The organism is Mesorhizobium sp. M1312, from assembly GCF_040318115.1.
Classification (GTDB): domain Bacteria; phylum Pseudomonadota; class Alphaproteobacteria; order Rhizobiales; family Rhizobiaceae; genus Mesorhizobium.
The window spans coordinates 55,038-69,964 of sequence record NZ_JAMYLQ010000023.1; the positions used below are offsets into that span (position 1 = coordinate 55,038).

General features: G+C 60.4%; 16 protein-coding genes and 4 pseudogenes. 10 read left to right on the forward strand and 10 right to left on the reverse strand.

Translation table 11 applies throughout. The features are described from left to right. Positions 1–7 precede the first annotated feature (7 nt). The 4 genes from NKH36_RS23635 to NKH36_RS23650 all read right to left on the reverse strand — a co-directional run bounded on the left by NKH36_RS23635 (position 8) and on the right by NKH36_RS23650 (position 2,408). Entirely contained in the window at positions 8–583 is a 576-nt protein-coding gene (locus NKH36_RS23635) for a dihydrofolate reductase family protein (protein ID WP_352960695.1), read from the reverse strand. Positions 584–713: 130 nt separating this feature from the next. Beyond that, a complete protein-coding gene (locus NKH36_RS23640) occupies positions 714–1,238 on the reverse strand; it encodes an SRPBCC family protein (protein WP_352960759.1) in 525 nt (174 codons plus the stop codon). A gap of 5 nt (positions 1,239–1,243) precedes the next feature. After that, complete coding sequence (locus NKH36_RS23645; protein WP_352960758.1) at positions 1,244–1,633, reverse strand: ArsR/SmtB family transcription factor; 390 nt, start codon at positions 1,631–1,633, stop codon at positions 1,244–1,246. A gap of 145 nt (positions 1,634–1,778) precedes the next feature. Then, a complete protein-coding gene (locus tag NKH36_RS23650; RefSeq protein ID WP_352960694.1) occupies positions 1,779–2,408 on the reverse strand; it encodes an ankyrin repeat domain-containing protein in 630 nt (209 codons plus the stop codon). A gap of 277 nt (positions 2,409–2,685) precedes the next feature. Here NKH36_RS23650 and NKH36_RS23655 point away from each other — a divergent pair, with 277 nt between their 5' ends. From NKH36_RS23655 to NKH36_RS23665, 4 genes and pseudogenes are all read left to right on the forward strand, one after another. After that, positions 2,686–3,255: a histidine phosphatase family protein gene (locus tag NKH36_RS23655; RefSeq protein ID WP_352960693.1), complete on the forward strand. Its 570-nt coding sequence runs from the start codon at positions 2,686–2,688 to the stop codon at positions 3,253–3,255. Continuing rightward, positions 3,236–3,736 carry a VOC family protein gene (locus tag NKH36_RS23660; RefSeq protein ID WP_352960692.1) on the forward strand — a complete coding sequence of 167 codons (501 nt, stop codon included), beginning with the start codon at positions 3,236–3,238 and terminating at the stop codon, positions 3,734–3,736. Before NKH36_RS23655 ends, NKH36_RS23660 begins: the two co-directional genes overlap by 20 nt. Before the next feature lie 130 nt (positions 3,737–3,866). After that, positions 3,867–4,050, forward strand: a pseudogene (locus tag NKH36_RS34885) (MFS transporter); the annotation flags it as partial. A gap of 96 nt (positions 4,051–4,146) precedes the next feature. Continuing rightward, a pseudogene (locus NKH36_RS23665) lies at positions 4,147–4,859 on the forward strand (ABC transporter permease). Positions 4,860–5,290: 431 nt separating this feature from the next. Here NKH36_RS23665 and NKH36_RS23670 read toward each other — a convergent pair. Together NKH36_RS23670 and NKH36_RS23675 are read right to left on the reverse strand one after the other, a co-directional pair. Further along, positions 5,291–6,434 (reverse strand): annotated as a pseudogene (locus tag NKH36_RS23670) (MFS transporter). Positions 6,435–6,548: 114 nt separating this feature from the next. Then, positions 6,549–6,722, reverse strand: a complete 174-nt coding sequence (locus NKH36_RS23675) for a winged helix-turn-helix transcriptional regulator (protein ID WP_352964712.1) — start codon at positions 6,720–6,722, stop codon at positions 6,549–6,551. A 589-nt stretch (positions 6,723–7,311) separates the two neighbouring features. On the opposite strand from NKH36_RS23675, the pseudogene NKH36_RS34890 reads away from it, so the two are divergent. Beyond that, positions 7,312–7,886: pseudogene (locus tag NKH36_RS34890) on the forward strand (Lnb N-terminal periplasmic domain-containing protein). A gap of 158 nt (positions 7,887–8,044) precedes the next feature. Further along, positions 8,045–8,899 carry an aldo/keto reductase gene (locus tag NKH36_RS23685; RefSeq protein ID WP_352960690.1) on the forward strand — a complete coding sequence of 285 codons (855 nt, stop codon included), beginning with the start codon at positions 8,045–8,047 and terminating at the stop codon, positions 8,897–8,899. A gap of 137 nt (positions 8,900–9,036) precedes the next feature. Here NKH36_RS23685 and NKH36_RS23690 read toward each other — a convergent pair whose 3' ends face one another. Further along, positions 9,037–9,342, reverse strand: a complete 306-nt coding sequence (locus NKH36_RS23690; protein ID WP_023799134.1) for a hypothetical protein — start codon at positions 9,340–9,342, stop codon at positions 9,037–9,039. Positions 9,343–9,478: 136 nt separating this feature from the next. Beyond that, positions 9,479–10,285 carry a class I SAM-dependent methyltransferase gene (locus tag NKH36_RS23695; RefSeq protein ID WP_352960689.1) on the reverse strand — a complete coding sequence of 269 codons (807 nt, stop codon included), beginning with the start codon at positions 10,283–10,285 and terminating at the stop codon, positions 9,479–9,481. A gap of 310 nt (positions 10,286–10,595) precedes the next feature. Between NKH36_RS23695 and NKH36_RS23700 the strand changes: the two genes are divergently transcribed. Continuing rightward, positions 10,596–11,402 carry a VOC family protein gene (locus NKH36_RS23700; RefSeq protein ID WP_352960757.1) on the forward strand — a complete coding sequence of 269 codons (807 nt, stop codon included), beginning with the start codon at positions 10,596–10,598 and terminating at the stop codon, positions 11,400–11,402. Between the two features lie 59 nt (positions 11,403–11,461). On the opposite strand, the gene NKH36_RS23705 is transcribed toward NKH36_RS23700, so the two are convergent. Together NKH36_RS23705 and NKH36_RS23710 are read right to left on the reverse strand one after the other, a co-directional pair. Next, entirely contained in the window at positions 11,462–11,647 is a 186-nt protein-coding gene (locus NKH36_RS23705) for a hypothetical protein (RefSeq protein WP_352960688.1), read from the reverse strand. A 363-nt stretch (positions 11,648–12,010) separates the two neighbouring features. After that, positions 12,011–12,304, reverse strand: a complete 294-nt coding sequence (locus tag NKH36_RS23710) for a hypothetical protein (protein WP_352960687.1) — start codon at positions 12,302–12,304, stop codon at positions 12,011–12,013. A 187-nt stretch (positions 12,305–12,491) separates the two neighbouring features. Between NKH36_RS23710 and NKH36_RS23715 the strand changes: the two genes are divergently transcribed. The 3 genes from NKH36_RS23715 (at position 12,492) to NKH36_RS23725 (ending at position 14,879) form a co-directional block, all read left to right on the forward strand. After that, on the forward strand, positions 12,492–12,896 hold the full coding sequence (locus NKH36_RS23715) for a hypothetical protein (protein ID WP_352960686.1): 405 nt from the start codon (positions 12,492–12,494) through the stop codon (positions 12,894–12,896). Positions 12,897–13,256: 360 nt separating this feature from the next. Continuing rightward, the gene (locus tag NKH36_RS23720; protein ID WP_352960685.1) at positions 13,257–13,538 is read left to right on the forward strand and encodes a diguanylate cyclase domain-containing protein; all 282 of its coding nucleotides are present in this window, start codon (positions 13,257–13,259) and stop codon (positions 13,536–13,538) included. Between the two features lie 345 nt (positions 13,539–13,883). Beyond that, positions 13,884–14,879 (forward strand): glycosyltransferase family 2 protein, encoded by a 996-nt coding sequence (locus tag NKH36_RS23725; RefSeq protein ID WP_352960684.1) that lies wholly within the window; start codon positions 13,884–13,886, stop codon positions 14,877–14,879. Positions 14,880–14,927: the final 48 nt, after the last annotated feature.

The window sequence follows — 14,927 nt, forward strand, 5'->3', positions numbered from 1 at the left end:
GGCTGAGTTAGCCAATCCCATAGATCAGGCTCACGCGCCCATCGGGAAGCTGCTGAACCTTCCGCAGTTCGAGCTCGCGACGATTTTGTGTCGTAGCAAACAGCGCCTTCCCTTCGCCGACGAGCAGCGGATAGACGATCAGCCTGAGTTCATCCACCAGGCCGGCATCGATCAGGCTCGCGGTCATTCGCGCACCGCCCATGAGATAGATGTCCTTCCCCGGCTGCTGCTTGAGGGCAGCGATGTCTTCGAGGCTCCGCACGAAGCGCATCTTTGGCCAAAGCGCCGAAGTCACCGTGTTCGACAGCACATAGTGCGGGGTCTGTTCGGCAAAGCGGGCCCATTCGAGCTCGGCCGGCGTCGGCAATTTGCCGGTCATCGGCAGCGGCTTGTCCGGCTCGTTCTGGATCGCGCTCCAATAGCGCTCGTACCCGGCGTACATGACACTCCCGAGCAGACAGGCATCGATCTGCGGCGTCAGCCCATACTCCTCCGACCACGCGTCGACCCAATCGGCGTAACCCTCGGGTCCCTCCATCTTGCCGTCGACGGAAACCTTCATTCCGGTGATCAATTTGCGCATGACTTCCTCCATCGGGCTTGCGAAATGCAAGCACGTTTCATCGTCGGTTCGTTGCTGGTGTGCGAGCCTCCAAGGGCCGATGCCGGTGGAGGCTGGGCGGTGACTTCAGGGATTGGCCGACGCGATCGTGTCAGGCCGGCAGGCGGCGGTCGTATTCTTCCCGCAGGCGGCTCCAGCCTTCCCAGAACGAGGTCAGCGTCTTGCCCGCGAGGCGGGCAGCCAGCATGTCGAGGTGCATGTGCCAGCCGGCGGTGACGTTGAGCTGGATTTCGCGTTCCGGCAGCCGGCGATGGGTGACGGTGAGCAGCACGTCGTTGCCCTTCGGCTCCAGCAAGAAGGAAACCCCGCCGGTGTTTCCCCAGGTGATGGCGAGCTTGCGCGGCGCATCGAGCTCGGTGATCCGGCCCTCCATCCGATGCTCTTCGGGAAAGCCCGCGGGGCGCTGGCCAGGCGGATCGGTCAGCTCGTCGTTACGCCAGATGAACTCGAACGACGTGCCGGCCTTCATTTCCATCTGGCCCGCAGCCATCCACTGCCGGCGCAGGTCACTCTCGGTGAGATAGGCCCAGACCCGCTCGATGGGACCGGGCAAAAGGCGATGGATGGTGAACGTGGCGGGCTCGGTCAGCTCGCCATAGGCTTCGATGTTTTTCATCTGGTTCACTGGTCGTCTCCTTCTTTTGAGTTGGGCGATTTCTTGGAATGATCCTGGGCTTTGCGTGCGTCCTCCTCGCGAAGGAGGCGTTCGAGAACATCGAGACGGTTGGTCCAGAAGCGCTCGTAGAAGCCCAGCCACTGATGGGCGCTGGCCAGCGGTCCGGGTTCGAGCCGGCAAAGATGCGTCCGGCCCCTCACCTCTCGGCGGATAAGCCCTGCGTTCTCCAGCGCCTTGATGTGCTTGGAGGCGGCGGCGAGCGACATGGCGAAGGGCTCCGCCAACTGGCTTACCGTTCGCTCGCCGCCGGCGAGGTCGCGAAGCATATGGCGGCGGGTGGCATCGCCAAGCGCGTGAAAGACCGAGTCCATCTGGGGTGTCTCTAATTCAACCATGTAGTTGAATATGGAGACACGCTTCCGAATTGTCAACCGATTGGTTGAATGACCTTGGAAGGGAACTCCACAGCGGCCTGCGGCGATCGAGGACATTCGGCCAGCGCAAGAACACGGACATGGTCACTGTGGTGGAAGCGGAACCTCACTTGCCTTCGAAGAAAATATGAATCGAGGTTTCCAGCTTTTCGATGAGTTGAGGGTTATGGCAGCTTCCAGCCCAGATCAGGGCGTTCAGTCTCATATCCTTGTTGAGAAAGTTCATTTTCCGGGAATCAAGCAGGTATCCCGCGACCTCGTAGTGCCGTCCCTTGATAGCCTCGATAAGCGCGTTGTTTCTTCCGGTCTTGTCAGTAAGATTCACGTCGGCGCCATTTTCGACAAGCAACTTGACGACATCCAGATGCCCGTTCTTTGCCGCTTCAATAAGGGCCGTTCTGCCGTAGTAGTCGGCTCGTGCATCGATCTCTATCTCGGGATGTTTCACGAGAGCTGAAATAGAGGCGTAGTGGCCCTTGGCCGAAGCAAGGCTCAAAGGTGTGCTCTTCCATTTGTTTCTGGAATTCACATCGATTGCTGGGTGTTCGATCAACGCCTCGACCGCCGCGGTGCGGGCATTGAGGGCTGCGAGATGAAGGGCTGACCAGCCGCCGTCGTCCGCCTCGTTGATATTGGCGCCGGCCGCCAATTCCACTCGAACGGCCTCCGCATCGCCGCTTTCTGCCGCGAGCAGCAGATTCGACCAACCCCCTTCGGCTTCCAAGCTCTCGGTCAATGCCGTCGCCTCCCCGAATGCTCCCGGCAAGATAGCATTGTTCCGGTTCGGCCGACATCCACCGAATGACCGGCTTCCATCGAAAAGCCTTTCTCATTCGACAGCCCTAAGCACCCGAACGGTGGATATACCACTACCTGGTTCGACATTTGGCGGATCGTGGACGAGCACTGCGACCCGGCATTGCTAAACGAGGCTCCCCACCTGCAGTAGCTGCCGACACTCGCCAAGGCTGCTATCGAATCCAAGGCTGCTATCGGATAAGGTGAGAAGCAAGATGCGAATTGGAGGTCGACGATTTCTTGTCCTGTCGCTCGGAGCGGCTGCCTTCGGCAAGGCACGCGCCACCGAGCCGCTCTGGTCAGCCCTGAGATCCGGAGAAGCCATTGCCCTGCTGCGCCATGCCGCGGCCCCAGGCTCCGGCGATCCGCCTGGCTTCAGGCTTGGTGATTGCAGCACCCAGCGGAATCTGTCGGAAGAAGGTCGTGCGCAGTCCCGCGCGATCGGCGACCTGTTCCGTGCGAATGGGATCTCGTCGGCAGCCGTCTATTCGAGCCAGTGGTGTCGTTGCCTCGACACCGCTCGCCTGCTCGGGATCGGCGAAGTTGTGCCTCTTGATTTGCTCAATTCGTTCTTTGGCGACAGTTCGGCCGCAGAGGAGCGCACCGCCGCTCTTTTGGACTGGCTCCGCGGGCAGCGTTTCGGCGGACCTGCCGTCCTTGTCACGCATCAGGTCAACATCACCGGCTTGACTGGCGAGGTGCCGGATAGCGGCGAAATGATCATCGTCCGTATTCATGACGCTGACCCCGTGCAGGTCATCGGGCATGCTGCCACGCCGGCTTGAGCATCATGGCCTTCGACCCCATCTCGTGCAGCATCGCTTCAGTCGTGGAACAACCGACGTGCGAGGAGAGATCAAAGGGAGTGACGGCTTGGCTATTGATTTCAACCACACAATACTGCCGGCCCGCAACAGCGAGGCGTCGGCAAAGTTCCTGGCGGAAATGCTTGGCCTTCCAGCCCCGAGGCGCTGGGGACCTTTCCAGATGGCCACGACCGAAAACGGTGCCAACCTCGACTACATGGATACCGGCGGCGAAATTAGGCCGCAGCATTACGCCTTCTTGGTCAGCGAAGCCGAGTTCGACGAGATCTTCGGTCGGATTCGCGAACGGGATCTCCCGTACTGGGCTGACCCTGGCCGGACGCAGCTGGGCGAGATCAATCACCACGACGGCGGCCGCGGCGTTTATTTCGAGGACCCGAACGGTCATCTTCTCGAGATCATCACCCGTCAGTACGGCAGCGGCGGATGGAACCCATGATCGCTCGGTGACGCAGCCAGGCGGCGGACGCTCTGCGAGCTGGTCTCATGGCGGAACCTGAACGGTGATCTTGATCGATGAATAATAGGCCGCGACGTTCGGAAATAACGAAACACCTCTGAGGCCGACCGTGCTTGGCATTCTTGCAAACCGCACCTATCGCCATCCTCTTCGCGGCTCAGGTGATCGCACTGATCAGTACCGGGCTTGCGACGGTAGCTCTCGGGCTGGGCGTGACTTTCGGGCTATCGGCGACATTTGTGATCCTCGCCTGCATCGCGGGCGCCGCCCTGTTTACGGCGTTACCATTTCGGGCATCGCCATGCTCACGCCTTTGTAATCGATAAGCTGCATCCGGAATGGCCGCGCGAGCCTTAAGCGGCAGCGAGTGAGCAGGATATAGCCCCGGCATGCTGCAGACGATCATCGATGTTCAACGCGACATTTATCTGGCCTTCGCCGGGCACATAAAGACGTTCGCACAAGACGGCAATTGGGGGCACTCGCGGCCTTCTTGCCGATGGGCATCGTGTTCGGGGCGGTCCATGCGATGACGCCCGGTCATTCCAAGTCGGTGCTTGCCACGTACCTCGCCGGATCATCGGCCGGACTGGGGCGCAGCCTGACAGTGTCCCTTGCACTCTCCTTCACGCACGTCGCCGTGGCGGTGCTGATCGCGCTCCTGGCGCTGCCGCTCGTGTCGGTCGCGCTGGGAACCGTCGGCCGTGCGCCATTGCTGGAAGATTTGAGCCGAGGCTTGCTCGGCGCGATAGGGCTCTGGATGGTGTGGCGGGCGCTCCGGCACGCGGTTCACGCCCATGGAAACCGGCAGGGTGTGGCGGTTGGCATCATGGCAGGCCTAATCCCCTGCCCGCTGACGCTTTTCGTTATGACATTCGCCATGATACGCAGCGTACCGGAAGCAGGCATCGCGTTCGCCGTAGCGATGATGGCAGGAGTCGGGTTCACCCTCTCGGCCGTCGCCCTTGTCACGGTGTTCTTCCGCAGCCAGCTGATGAGTCTGCTGAAATCGCGTCCGAAACTCGTCGCGGTCGTGACCCGCTCGGTCGAAGCCGTCGCCGGCGCAGTCCTTGTCGCCGTTACCCTCCATGAAATCCTGTGAAGTAACGGTGTCGCCCTGGTTTGCTCAGTCGTCAGCGATGGAACTCGCCACCATCAATCCGTCCGCTGACGGCGAAGCCGGGAACTTCAAATTGACGAATTGCTCGCGCCCCCCGGCGATCATCATTTACATTCGCGATGGGGGATAGTTCGAAAAAGCATCGTAGGAAACCGGGGTCCATCGAGGCCTCCCCGCCGCTGCTGCTGTCCGGTCGAAATCGGGACCGTATGCCAGGCAGGTGCTGTGGAAGGCTTCCTGTGCGCGCTCGACATCGACACCGGCGTGCACCGATGATGCCGGATAAGGGGCGGCGAATAGCGTCAGGAGGAAGGGATGCGACGCTCCGAGCTCTAAACGGTCGACACCTTTCAAACGCTTTGCCGCCGCGATCGATCCCTCCTGGCTAAACGCCCGAACCGGACAAGGCTGCATCACCGCTCCTCTGGGGGCTTCAAGTGCCGGAACTGCATCAGCAGCAGCAGGTCATAAATGATCTTCAATGCACCGCAGATGAGGAGGGGCCAAGCTCGGAAAGAGGCAGCAAGCAGAGCCCCCGCCAGCACCGGACTGGCTGCCGCGGCCAGACTGCGCGGGACAGATGTGAAGCTCGCGGCCGCCGCCCGCTCCGCTTCCGTGACAATGGCCATGACGTAAGATGAACGCGTCGGGACGTCCATCTGCGAAAGCGCAGCGCGGGCCAGCAGCAGGGCGAGTGTCAGAGGTAGCGTCGGCGCAAGCGCCGCCAGCATCAGGGCGATGCTGGACGGAATGTGTGTGAACACCATCGTGTTGACGAGTCCGATGTGCCGGGACAGCCAAGCTGCAACGGGGAATGAGAACGCCGAAAGCACGCCGGACCAAAAGAAGAAGAATCCCGCTTCCGAAAGCGACAGGTCGAATTTTTCGAAAAGCCAAAGGGCAAGCAGCGACTGGACGACAAAGCCGCCGGCGAAAGCATCAAGGCTAAAAAGGGCCGCAAGCTTGAGAACGATATTGCGCGAGGGGCCGAGCGCGGACGCGGTACTTGTGTCCGACGTGGGACGGCGCTGCGGGATCCGCGCGTAGAAGAGGCCGCCGAGCAGGCCGAGCAACGCGTAGAGCACGAACATGGTCTTGATGCCGGTGAGTTGGTCGAGGCCGGATGGAGCAACAAGATCAGGGGTCGCCGAAGCGAGTGCGCCAACGGCGCCTGCAAGCGCGCCCACCAAGCTGTAACGCGCGAACATCTTGGTCCGGGCGGCATCAGTGACTTCGCGTGTGAGCACGGCATGCTCTAATGGCACGAACACGCTGACGCTGCCGGCCGACGGGTTGATGGTGCCTACGAACGCGATCACCAAGTAGCAGCGCGTAGTCATGAACCAGGGCAAAGGCCACACCCGTCGCGACCATCAGACTGGTGGCGGCAAGCAGGAGACGGCGGTGATCATGTCGGGCACCAAGGACTCCGACGGCGATGGTCAAGAGCGCTGAACCGAGCAGCGATGCGGTCGCGATGATGCCGACCTGCAGAGGCGCGAAGCCCAATGCGAGCAGGTAGACCGGCAACAGAACGGCCACGAAGCCATCGCCCATATCGCGCAGGGCTCGGGCCGCAAAAAGAAAGGTCGTCGGGTGGATCCGCTGCACTGGCCTAGCCTACTCTCGTGGCTTGCGTCGGCGTTACCGCCGCTCGGCAAGGCGGAAAGATCATGACGGAGTCGCGTTAGATATTCCAGCGAGGCGAGTATCGGTTTTGTTGACTGGAAGGGGAGAGCCTGCCCCTGCCAGCCACTGTAATGTCTGGGCGCGCATTCGTTCGCTGACGCCACCGATCTTGCGTTTCAGTTCGCTAAAGTGCTGTGTTCCGGTTTCCAAGGGCAATCAGCCATGAGGTTCCGGATATCCGCGGCGAAAGTGGTATCGGACCGATTGGTGTTCCAATATGGACGTGTAGAGTTGTTGCTTTCGAACGTTCCGTGAGAAATGGCATCCAGGCAATGACAGGCCGCCGGAGTGCAGACCGCCAGAGGGGCGAATAAATGCGTCGCATCGCTCGGATATCGCTTGCCATCCTCCTTTCGCTAGCCGTCGCAATCCTGACTGCCTGGGCCGGACTTGCCATGTGGTATCGTCTGCCTGTGGCTGAGCTTGGACGGGCTCTGGCCGGCGTCCTTTTCATCTTGTTCGGCCTCGCCACCATCATCGCATTCTCAGCCGGTATCGCATCAGGGCGTTTGTCCTGTTTGCAGCTGCGTTTGCTGTGGTTCTGGTTTGGTGGAGCACCATCAGGCCTTTCGGTCACGCGGACTGGGCGCCCGACGTCGCCCGTCAGGTGACCGGCACCCGCGACGGGAACCTGTTGAGGCTGACCGATGTGCGCGACTTCGAATGGCGTAGCGCTACTGATTTCACCGAACGCTGGACAACGCGGACCTACGACCTCTCCAACGTTCAGACTGTCGACCTCTTCATGTCTTATTGGTCCGGGACCAAAATCGCCCATGTCATCATAAGCTTCGGCTTTGCAGGAGGTGACTTGCCTGGTCGATTGAGGTGCGACGCCAGGGAGGCGGCAGTTTTCTCCCATGGCAGACCTGTTCAAAAGCAATCCCCTGGGTCATTATCGCGGCTGACGAGCGAGACGTTGTCGGCGTCAGGTCAAACGTTCGGCGAGAGGATGTCCAAATCTATCGGCTAAAAGCGTCACCGGAAGCGGCCCGGGCGCTCTTGCTGGAATACGTCTTGGACGCAAATGCACTTTCCACGACTCCAGAATTCTATAATTCCATCACGACGAACTGCACGACCACGATCGTCAAGATGATGCGAGCGGTCGGTGACGTGGTGCCTCTTGACTGGCGCCTCATCGTTAACGGCTATCTTCCCGAATATGCGTATGCACGCGGTGCGCTCGATGTCAGCTTGCCGATGTCGGCTTTGAGGGAGTTAGCCCACATCGACGGCCGTGCGCGGAAGTCAGGCCTTGCGCCAGACTTTTCGAGATTGATCCGGATTGGCGTGCCATCCCCCGGTCCAATTTATTGATCTCTGAAATCGTTTCAGGAAACCATTTTGCTGGCCAGTTCGAATCGGATCTCCTCCCGGCCTCACGGCGCACTTCTACTTTCTCCACCTGTCGACTCGCATTGGCGGACGCCGAGCCTAGATAAGCACTGCGCTGAGCGATGCAGAAGGACCTGAGCATGCCTGCACAAATTACCCTCAATCGACCTGAACAGATCACATTGAATGATGGCTCAGCCATTCCCCAGATCGGCCTTGGCGTGTGGCAAGTCGATCCAGCCATCACGAACCAAGTGGTGAGTTGGGGAATCGAGGCCGGTTACAGATTGATCGACACCGCCGAAGGCTACAAGAACGAGAAAGGCGTCGGGCAGGCGATCCGCACGGCTGGTGTGCCGAGAAGCGAGTTATTCATCACCTCGAAACTGCGCAACGGCGCGCATCAGCGTGACGCCGCCCTTAGGGCTTTCGACGAGACGATGAACAAGCTCGGGATCGAACAGATCGACCTGTTTCTGATCCACTGGCCAGTGCCCAGCCAGGGCAAATATGTCGAGGCGTGGAAGACGCTGATCGAACTTAGGAATGGCGGCCGGATCAAGTCGATTGGCGTTTCGAATTTCAACCAGGACCATCTGGAGCGGATCATCAGCGAGACTGGTGTCACACCCTCAGTCAACCAGATCGAACTCCATCCCCGGTTTCAACAGCGCGGCATCAGAGAATTTCACAGCACGCACAACATCCGCATAGAAAGCTGGAGTCCGCTGGGCAGTGGCCGGCTGTTGAGCGACCCGACCCTTGAAAAGATCGCCGGAAAACATCGCAAGTCCGTGGCGCAGGTGATGATCAGATGGCACCTTCAGGAAGGGCCGATCGTCATTCCAAAGTCGATCCACCAGAACCGGATCGCCGCCAATTTCGATGTCTTCGATTTCGAGCTGGACGCGGCAGACCTCGATCTCATTCGAGGCATGGATTCATCAGACGGTCGTACGGGCGCGAACCCCGCCACGGCTGCGTTCCTGTTCTGAGGGGCGTGGAGGCAAGCTTGAGGATGCGACGGCGAAGCTGCCAATCTCCCCCCTTGTGGGGGAGATGCCAAGTTTTGGCAAAGCGGGCAGGACAGAGGCGGCGCTGTCCCGCCCGCCTATTGAAATTAGCCCATCCCTTATATCCCCGACCCATCCAACAGAGGGACATCTTCTTCGTCCCACGGGCTCGGCAATGAACCCTTGCTCAGATTGGCTGTCGGCAGCGGCATCCAGCATTTCAGCTCGGGTTCAGCGTATTCAACCACGCGTCCTGGGGACGAGTCGGAAGCGCGCCACCCCTCGCTGCCGAATTGGTCGGCTCGAGACCAGTAAGCCAGGTCGACTTCCGCCGGTCCCTGTTCCGACGGCCGAACCGTGACAAGGATACGGCTGCCATCCCTTGGCGCGCTCGACATGTGACGCCACCGATCGGGCTCGTCCATCGCATTTCCTCCTGCAGCCTGCATCTCGGCTGTCCAGACGAATAGTCGCTTCGCGTACAAGGCCGGTCAACCCGAACTTTGCGCAGGACAGTCTGTTGGCGGCCTGCCGGTCTGGCGCGACGTGGGCTCGCGGTCATCAGCGAACCTTCGCCTTGACTGCCCAGGCTCTCGTTTTCAGGGGAATGGACCCGCCCTCGCCGCGCGGCAGACTGTCGCGGAGCCTCTCCATCAATCTCTGGCGATCTGCGGGGTCGAGACTCATGCAGTAGCCTGGCGCCGGCCCCGCACCCAGGGTGAAGGGGTGCCAGTAGTCTTCAAAGTCCTTGAACACTGCCGGCGATTCAATCCGGGTGGAGTCGACGGAAACCAAGCCGGCCTTCTCCGCGAGATCGGTCAATCCGTCCTGGGTGCAAAACGGAAAGCGCCTGTCCTCGGTAAGGTCGGCAGCACCGGGGTCAAGCGCTGTCGCAGCGGTCCAGAAGGCCCGCATGAATTCCACCCCGCCACCAGGATAGTCCCACACATAGAACCCGATCGTCGCTCCGCGGCGGGCCACCCGCCGCATCTCGGCGAGCGCCTTTTGCTTGTCGGGGACGAAGTTGAGAACAAGCGCCGACACGACCATGTCCTTGCTGCCCGATCCGACAGCCAGGGCCTGCGCATCGCCTGCGCGAAACTCGGCGCGTTTATCCGGCACGTTTGCACGCGCCTTGGCGAGAAAGCCCTCCGACGGGTCTATGGACACCAGGCTCCTGGGGTTGCAGCGCGCCAGGATGGCTGCAGAAAGCGCACCAGTTCCGCAACCCACCTCCAGCCAGTCCAGACCCTCCGCCGGATCGAGCCAATCCAGGAACAATGGAGCGATCTGACGGCTCCATCGCCCCATATAAAGGTCGTAGCTATCTCCGGCCTGCCAAGCGTCGTGACGTGCTGCCTCAGCCATCGCAATCTCCTCCCCGGGACATTTCAGACCATTGCACCGCGGCGAGAATACGCTCGCCTCTCGCGAAGGAACAGAGAGCCCAGGAAGTGTACCCAGGTCGTACTCGGATGCCTCGACTGGTTCTCCGTCCACCAGGAGGTCAACCCGAACTTTGCGCAAGACAGCTATACCGTTCGCGGTTAATCTTCTCTGGCTGCAATACGGGCGGTGTTCGATGAAGAGCGAAGATCTGCTGGCCAACACCACCCGTCTCGGCCCGGTTCATCTGCGCGTCATCGATATCCCAGCTGCCTTGCCGCTGTGGCGTGACGTGGTCGGTCTCGCCGTCCTCGCCAATGATGGCGGGATCGCCGATCTCGGCGTCGACGGCAAGTCTCTTATTGTGCTGCACGCCGGAGCAACGACCGCGCTGCCGCCAAAGTCGCGCGATCTTTTTCATGTCGCAGTCCACGTGACGACGCGCAAGGAATTGGCCCGCGTTGCCGCCCGGCTTCGGGCGTCCGGGGTCAGGCACGGCGCCCAGGATCATCTTGTATCCGAATCCCTGTACGTCTCCGATCTTTCCGGCAACGGCATCGAGATCTGTTTCGATACGCCTGACCGCTTCGCATCCAGCGCGGTGACGGCGGACGGCGGCGTCTCGCTTCTTGCCAGGGACGGCACCGCCCATTCCGGCCTCGAGCCGCTGGACCTCGACCGGCTGCTGCTCGAGTTCGACACTGCGGATGGTTTCGAGGCCCCGCTGACGGCGGATGCCTTCATCGGCCACATCCATATGCGCGCACGCTCGCCCGAAACGCTGATGGCGTTCTATCTGGGCGTGCTTGGTTTCAAGCCGCACATCCAGTCCAGATCGTTCGGATTGTTTGACTGCGGGACCGACGAGCGCCGGCACATAGTCGCATTCAACATCTGGGCCGGCGCCGAACTGAAGGAACCTCCGCCCGGCTCGGCGGGCCTCGAGCATTTCACAGTCATGCTTCCTTCCCAGGAGGGTATGGCAGCGGTCGCGCAGCGGCTGCGCCATGCCAACGTGCCCGCAACGCAGACGGAACGGGCGCTGGACGTCTCCGATCCGGAAGGAAATCGCCTGCGGATGGTGGCCGCAGGCGACTGATTGGTGGCTCACCGCTAAGCGGCTTCCGGCAACCTGAGCTTTCTAACTTAGAGCGCCGACTATCGCGTTGCCGTCCTGGGAAATTCCACAACGTCCGCTGGCGGACGCTTGTACTGGGCTGCGACAATTGCATCGATCAGGATATCCAGAGCCGCACGAGCCGTGCTGCTCGTCTCGTCATCGCCGCGCAAATAGTGGCAGGCTCGTTCAAGATGCAGGTGGGCGGCGGCAAAGTCGCTAGTCATGGATTCTCCTTTTGCCCGCCGTCCGACAAGGGTGGCCATCTCGACTTACCCAAGCGCAAATATCCACAAGCGGATTTGAATCAAATTTGGCCGGTTAACCGGATCTTCAGCATCTCGAGGCGACCTTGCTGTGCGGACATGTGTTGAGTTCCGCCTCAGGCAACAGACCCGCTCCGAAGACCGGGGCGGGTTTTTGCATGAATGATGCTCCGGTCGGAGCCGGGATCTGCAATTGGCGCGCAGGGCCGGTCGGTCTCGGTGGTCGGCTCCAGCACATGCCAGGCCTAACGAACGAAGCCGGCGAGCGTCTGGCACCTTGCCCTCATCCGCTCCGCATTGTGAGCGATGCGTTGGCGTTCTGCGTTAGCCTGCCGCCTCGCCTTCTCCACCCTGATCAGGCGCATCATTGTTGCCGGGTCCGGCAAGCGGACCGAAGATGTCTTCGAGACGTGCAAGTTCATCGTCTGTCAGCGCGTCCAGATGTTCCGGGGTGATGGTGACGACCTGAATGGTGCCGCTCAGCTTGCGGTTCTCGACACCGAGACCAAACAGCTTCGCATTGCCCATGGTGGCAGATACGGCCGCGCTGGTTTGCTTCTCGGCGATGGCGATCGCGCGAGCCTCTTCCAACTCGGTCGCGAGGCTTTCGACCGTCACCTCGACCTTTTTGGCAACCTTTGCCTGGAGCTCGGATACGCGGTCCAGTACGCTTTGATTTGCTTTAAGCGTCGCCGCATTGCCACGGTTCGCCTTATAGTTGGCCGCGATGTATGCCTCGTCCGCTGTCTTGCCCTTTGCGAGCTCTTGAGCGAAGGTCTCGTGACGGGCGTTTGGGAGGACTGGTATGGATATCGCAACCGGCTACGCCGCACTGACATCAGCTTTCGAGATTGCCAAGGGGCTAAAGAATATTGACGACCGCGTTAAGCTCAACGCTGCCGTTATTGAACTCCAAGAAAGAATCCTCTCGGCTCAGCAGGCCGCCACGGACGCAAAAGATCGACTGCACGAGATGGAGAAAACGATCGAGGCGTTCAACAGTTGGACGGAGACTGCAGGCCGGTATGCCCTCAAGGACTTCGGGTGCCAAACATATGCATACCAAGCTCGGCCCGAGACGCTGTCCGGCGAGCCTCCACATCTGGCTTGCCCCAACTGCTTCCGGGAACGCCGCCTATCCGTCCTGCAATATTCGGACACGTATTATGGCAGGAAACAGAAAACGAGAATGGCCTCTTTCAGTGGATAGAACAGAAGATCATCCTCCAGATCCAGACCTCGGTCATCCGGACCCCGAATGGGGACCCACCCACCATATCCCATCTGGATATTTTGCACGTCTCGACGAGGCTGAGGGAGAAGCACGGCAGATCGTCGGTTGGCTCCGCGAATCCGACCGTCCGCTGGACTGATTTGGTTCCTCAAGTGCGGTTCGAACGGACCCACCTCGGATCGTGAGGCCGACGGCCAGGCTGCCTACCGCGATGGACTAGCCGCTCTCTTAAAAGCGCTTCCCGCTGCCTAGCCTAGGATGAACGCGGGTCTATTGCCACCGGGGCCATGTTTGATTTTTGTTGCAGGGATTAATTGGTCAAGGAAGACGGGCGCCATGCCGAAGTCAATCTACGCCGTCGTTAAGCAGAAGCAGAGGCGCTGCGCCAGGCAATCAGGCAGCTTCACTTGGCGCATCGCGGGCGGACGCTGGGCACTGTTACAGTCGTTCGGAGTCGCCGCTTACCCTGAGCATGGAGCGGGCTGGGCCGAACTCACGAATGCCGCGGATCACGCGCTTTACGAGGCCAAGGGTGAGGGTCGCGACCGGGTCGTTGTCGCGCGCAGCGGCGCCCCCGGCGAGCGACAAATTCACTTGGTAACAGCCCCGAAAAAATAGCCGGGATGCCCGTTCTGGCCTTGACATGGCTAAAGTGCGTCGCTCGGCCCGGCATCGCGCGCCAGGCCGGCGTTGCGGGCCGGCGCCAATCCGCGTCGCGCGGCGCCGGTTGACCGGATTATTCAGTAAAGGCTAATAAGGCAGCGTTACGCGACCGATCCATGTGTCTGTTTTTTGGATTTGGCGTTGCTCCGTCACGCTCCCAATCCGCCAGCTACGATAGGCCAGGCTGAATGACCGACCTCATTTGCCTCGAATTCGCCCGGATCATTGAAGAGCGGTGCTGATTGCAATGCTGGCGCCATCCGTTGTTTACTGGCTCTTGCAGAGAAAACGAAGGTTCTAATGATCCAGGACAATGCCACGGTAGGCGTCGTGGTGCCGATGTTCAATGCCGAGCGGACCATTCGCGCCACCTTGACCAGCATCTGCCAGCAGGACCATCAGGCGCTGGACATTATCGTGGTGGATGACGGGTCGACGGACCAGTCCGCCTCGATTGTGGCCTCCTGTGCTGAGAAAGACCGGCGGATACGCCTGATGAGGCAGTCGAACGCCGGTGTTGCGCAGGCCCGCAACAGCGGTGCGGCCTCTACCGATGCGGAGTTTCTGGCGTTTGTCGACGCGGATGACCTCTGGGCCCCATCCAAGATCGCACTGCAGCTGCGCGCCCTGCAGGAAGGCGGCCCTTCTGCGGGCCTGGCATATTGCTGGTTTGCGCAAATTGACGAGAACGGCCGGGTATTCTCACTATACAACCGGCCCGATGCCGATGGCCGCGTTCTGCAACGTATGTGCAGAATGAATTTTGTCGGCAACGGAAGTTCGATGCTGATGCGTCGCTCCGCATTCGAGCGGGCGGGGCAATTCGATCCTTCCCTGAGGGCCAGGAACGCACAAGGCTGCGAGGATCTTCTAATGTGCCTCAGAATAGCGGAAAGTTACGAGTTCCGCGTCGTGCCTCAGCACCTCGTGGGTTACCGGATGACGAACGTCAACATGTCGAGCGATGTCATGCAGATGCTTCGTTCGTGTGAGATTGTTCTTGCCGAGTTTCGCGAAAAATATCCGCAGTTCGGCAGCGATCTCGATGCCCATCTGGTCGACATGATTCATTGGCTTGCGGTGAGAGCTTTGATCGGCGGGCAGCTTTACGCGGCCTGCGATCTATCGAAGAAACTCTTCGTCCTGGATCCGCGCACGGCGATTTCTCGCCTACCCAACATGGTTGACACTTACTGCAGGGCTAGGTTGGTTCCTCGCTGGCTCAAGGTTGGAGTGAAACGGATGCGCAACAAGAACGCCGAGTTCCGTCCCCTTTATGAAGAGACCAGCTGGTGAGCGCTTCACTGTTTCGCGCGCTTGCGGCGGCACTTCTCGAAGGCGGGA

Bases quoted from the DNA above. Each gene is read 5' to 3' on its own strand.
- NKH36_RS23645 (WP_352960758.1), bottom strand. From the start codon at position 1,633: ATGGTTGAATTAGAGACACCCCAGATGGACTCGGTCTTTCACGCGCTT.
- NKH36_RS23695 (WP_352960689.1), bottom strand. From the start codon at position 10,285: ATGGCTGAGGCAGCACGTCACGACGCTTGGCAGGCCGGAGATAGCTAC.
- NKH36_RS23640 (WP_352960759.1), bottom strand. From the start codon at position 1,238: ATGAAAAACATCGAAGCCTATGGCGAGCTGACCGAGCCCGCCACGTTC.
- NKH36_RS23705 (WP_352960688.1), bottom strand. From the start codon at position 11,647: ATGACTAGCGACTTTGCCGCCGCCCACCTGCATCTTGAACGAGCCTGC.
- NKH36_RS23725 (WP_352960684.1), top strand. From the start codon at position 13,884: ATGATCCAGGACAATGCCACGGTAGGCGTCGTGGTGCCGATGTTCAAT.
- NKH36_RS23685 (WP_352960690.1), top strand. From the start codon at position 8,045: ATGCCTGCACAAATTACCCTCAATCGACCTGAACAGATCACATTGAAT.
- NKH36_RS23720 (WP_352960685.1), top strand. From the start codon at position 13,257: ATGCCGAAGTCAATCTACGCCGTCGTTAAGCAGAAGCAGAGGCGCTGC.
- NKH36_RS23655 (WP_352960693.1), top strand. From the start codon at position 2,686: ATGCGAATTGGAGGTCGACGATTTCTTGTCCTGTCGCTCGGAGCGGCT.
- NKH36_RS23690 (WP_023799134.1), bottom strand. From the start codon at position 9,342: ATGGACGAGCCCGATCGGTGGCGTCACATGTCGAGCGCGCCAAGGGAT.
- NKH36_RS23715 (WP_352960686.1), top strand. From the start codon at position 12,492: ATGGATATCGCAACCGGCTACGCCGCACTGACATCAGCTTTCGAGATT.
- NKH36_RS23660 (WP_352960692.1), top strand. From the start codon at position 3,236: ATGCTGCCACGCCGGCTTGAGCATCATGGCCTTCGACCCCATCTCGTG.
- NKH36_RS23635 (WP_352960695.1), bottom strand. From the start codon at position 583: ATGCGCAAATTGATCACCGGAATGAAGGTTTCCGTCGACGGCAAGATG.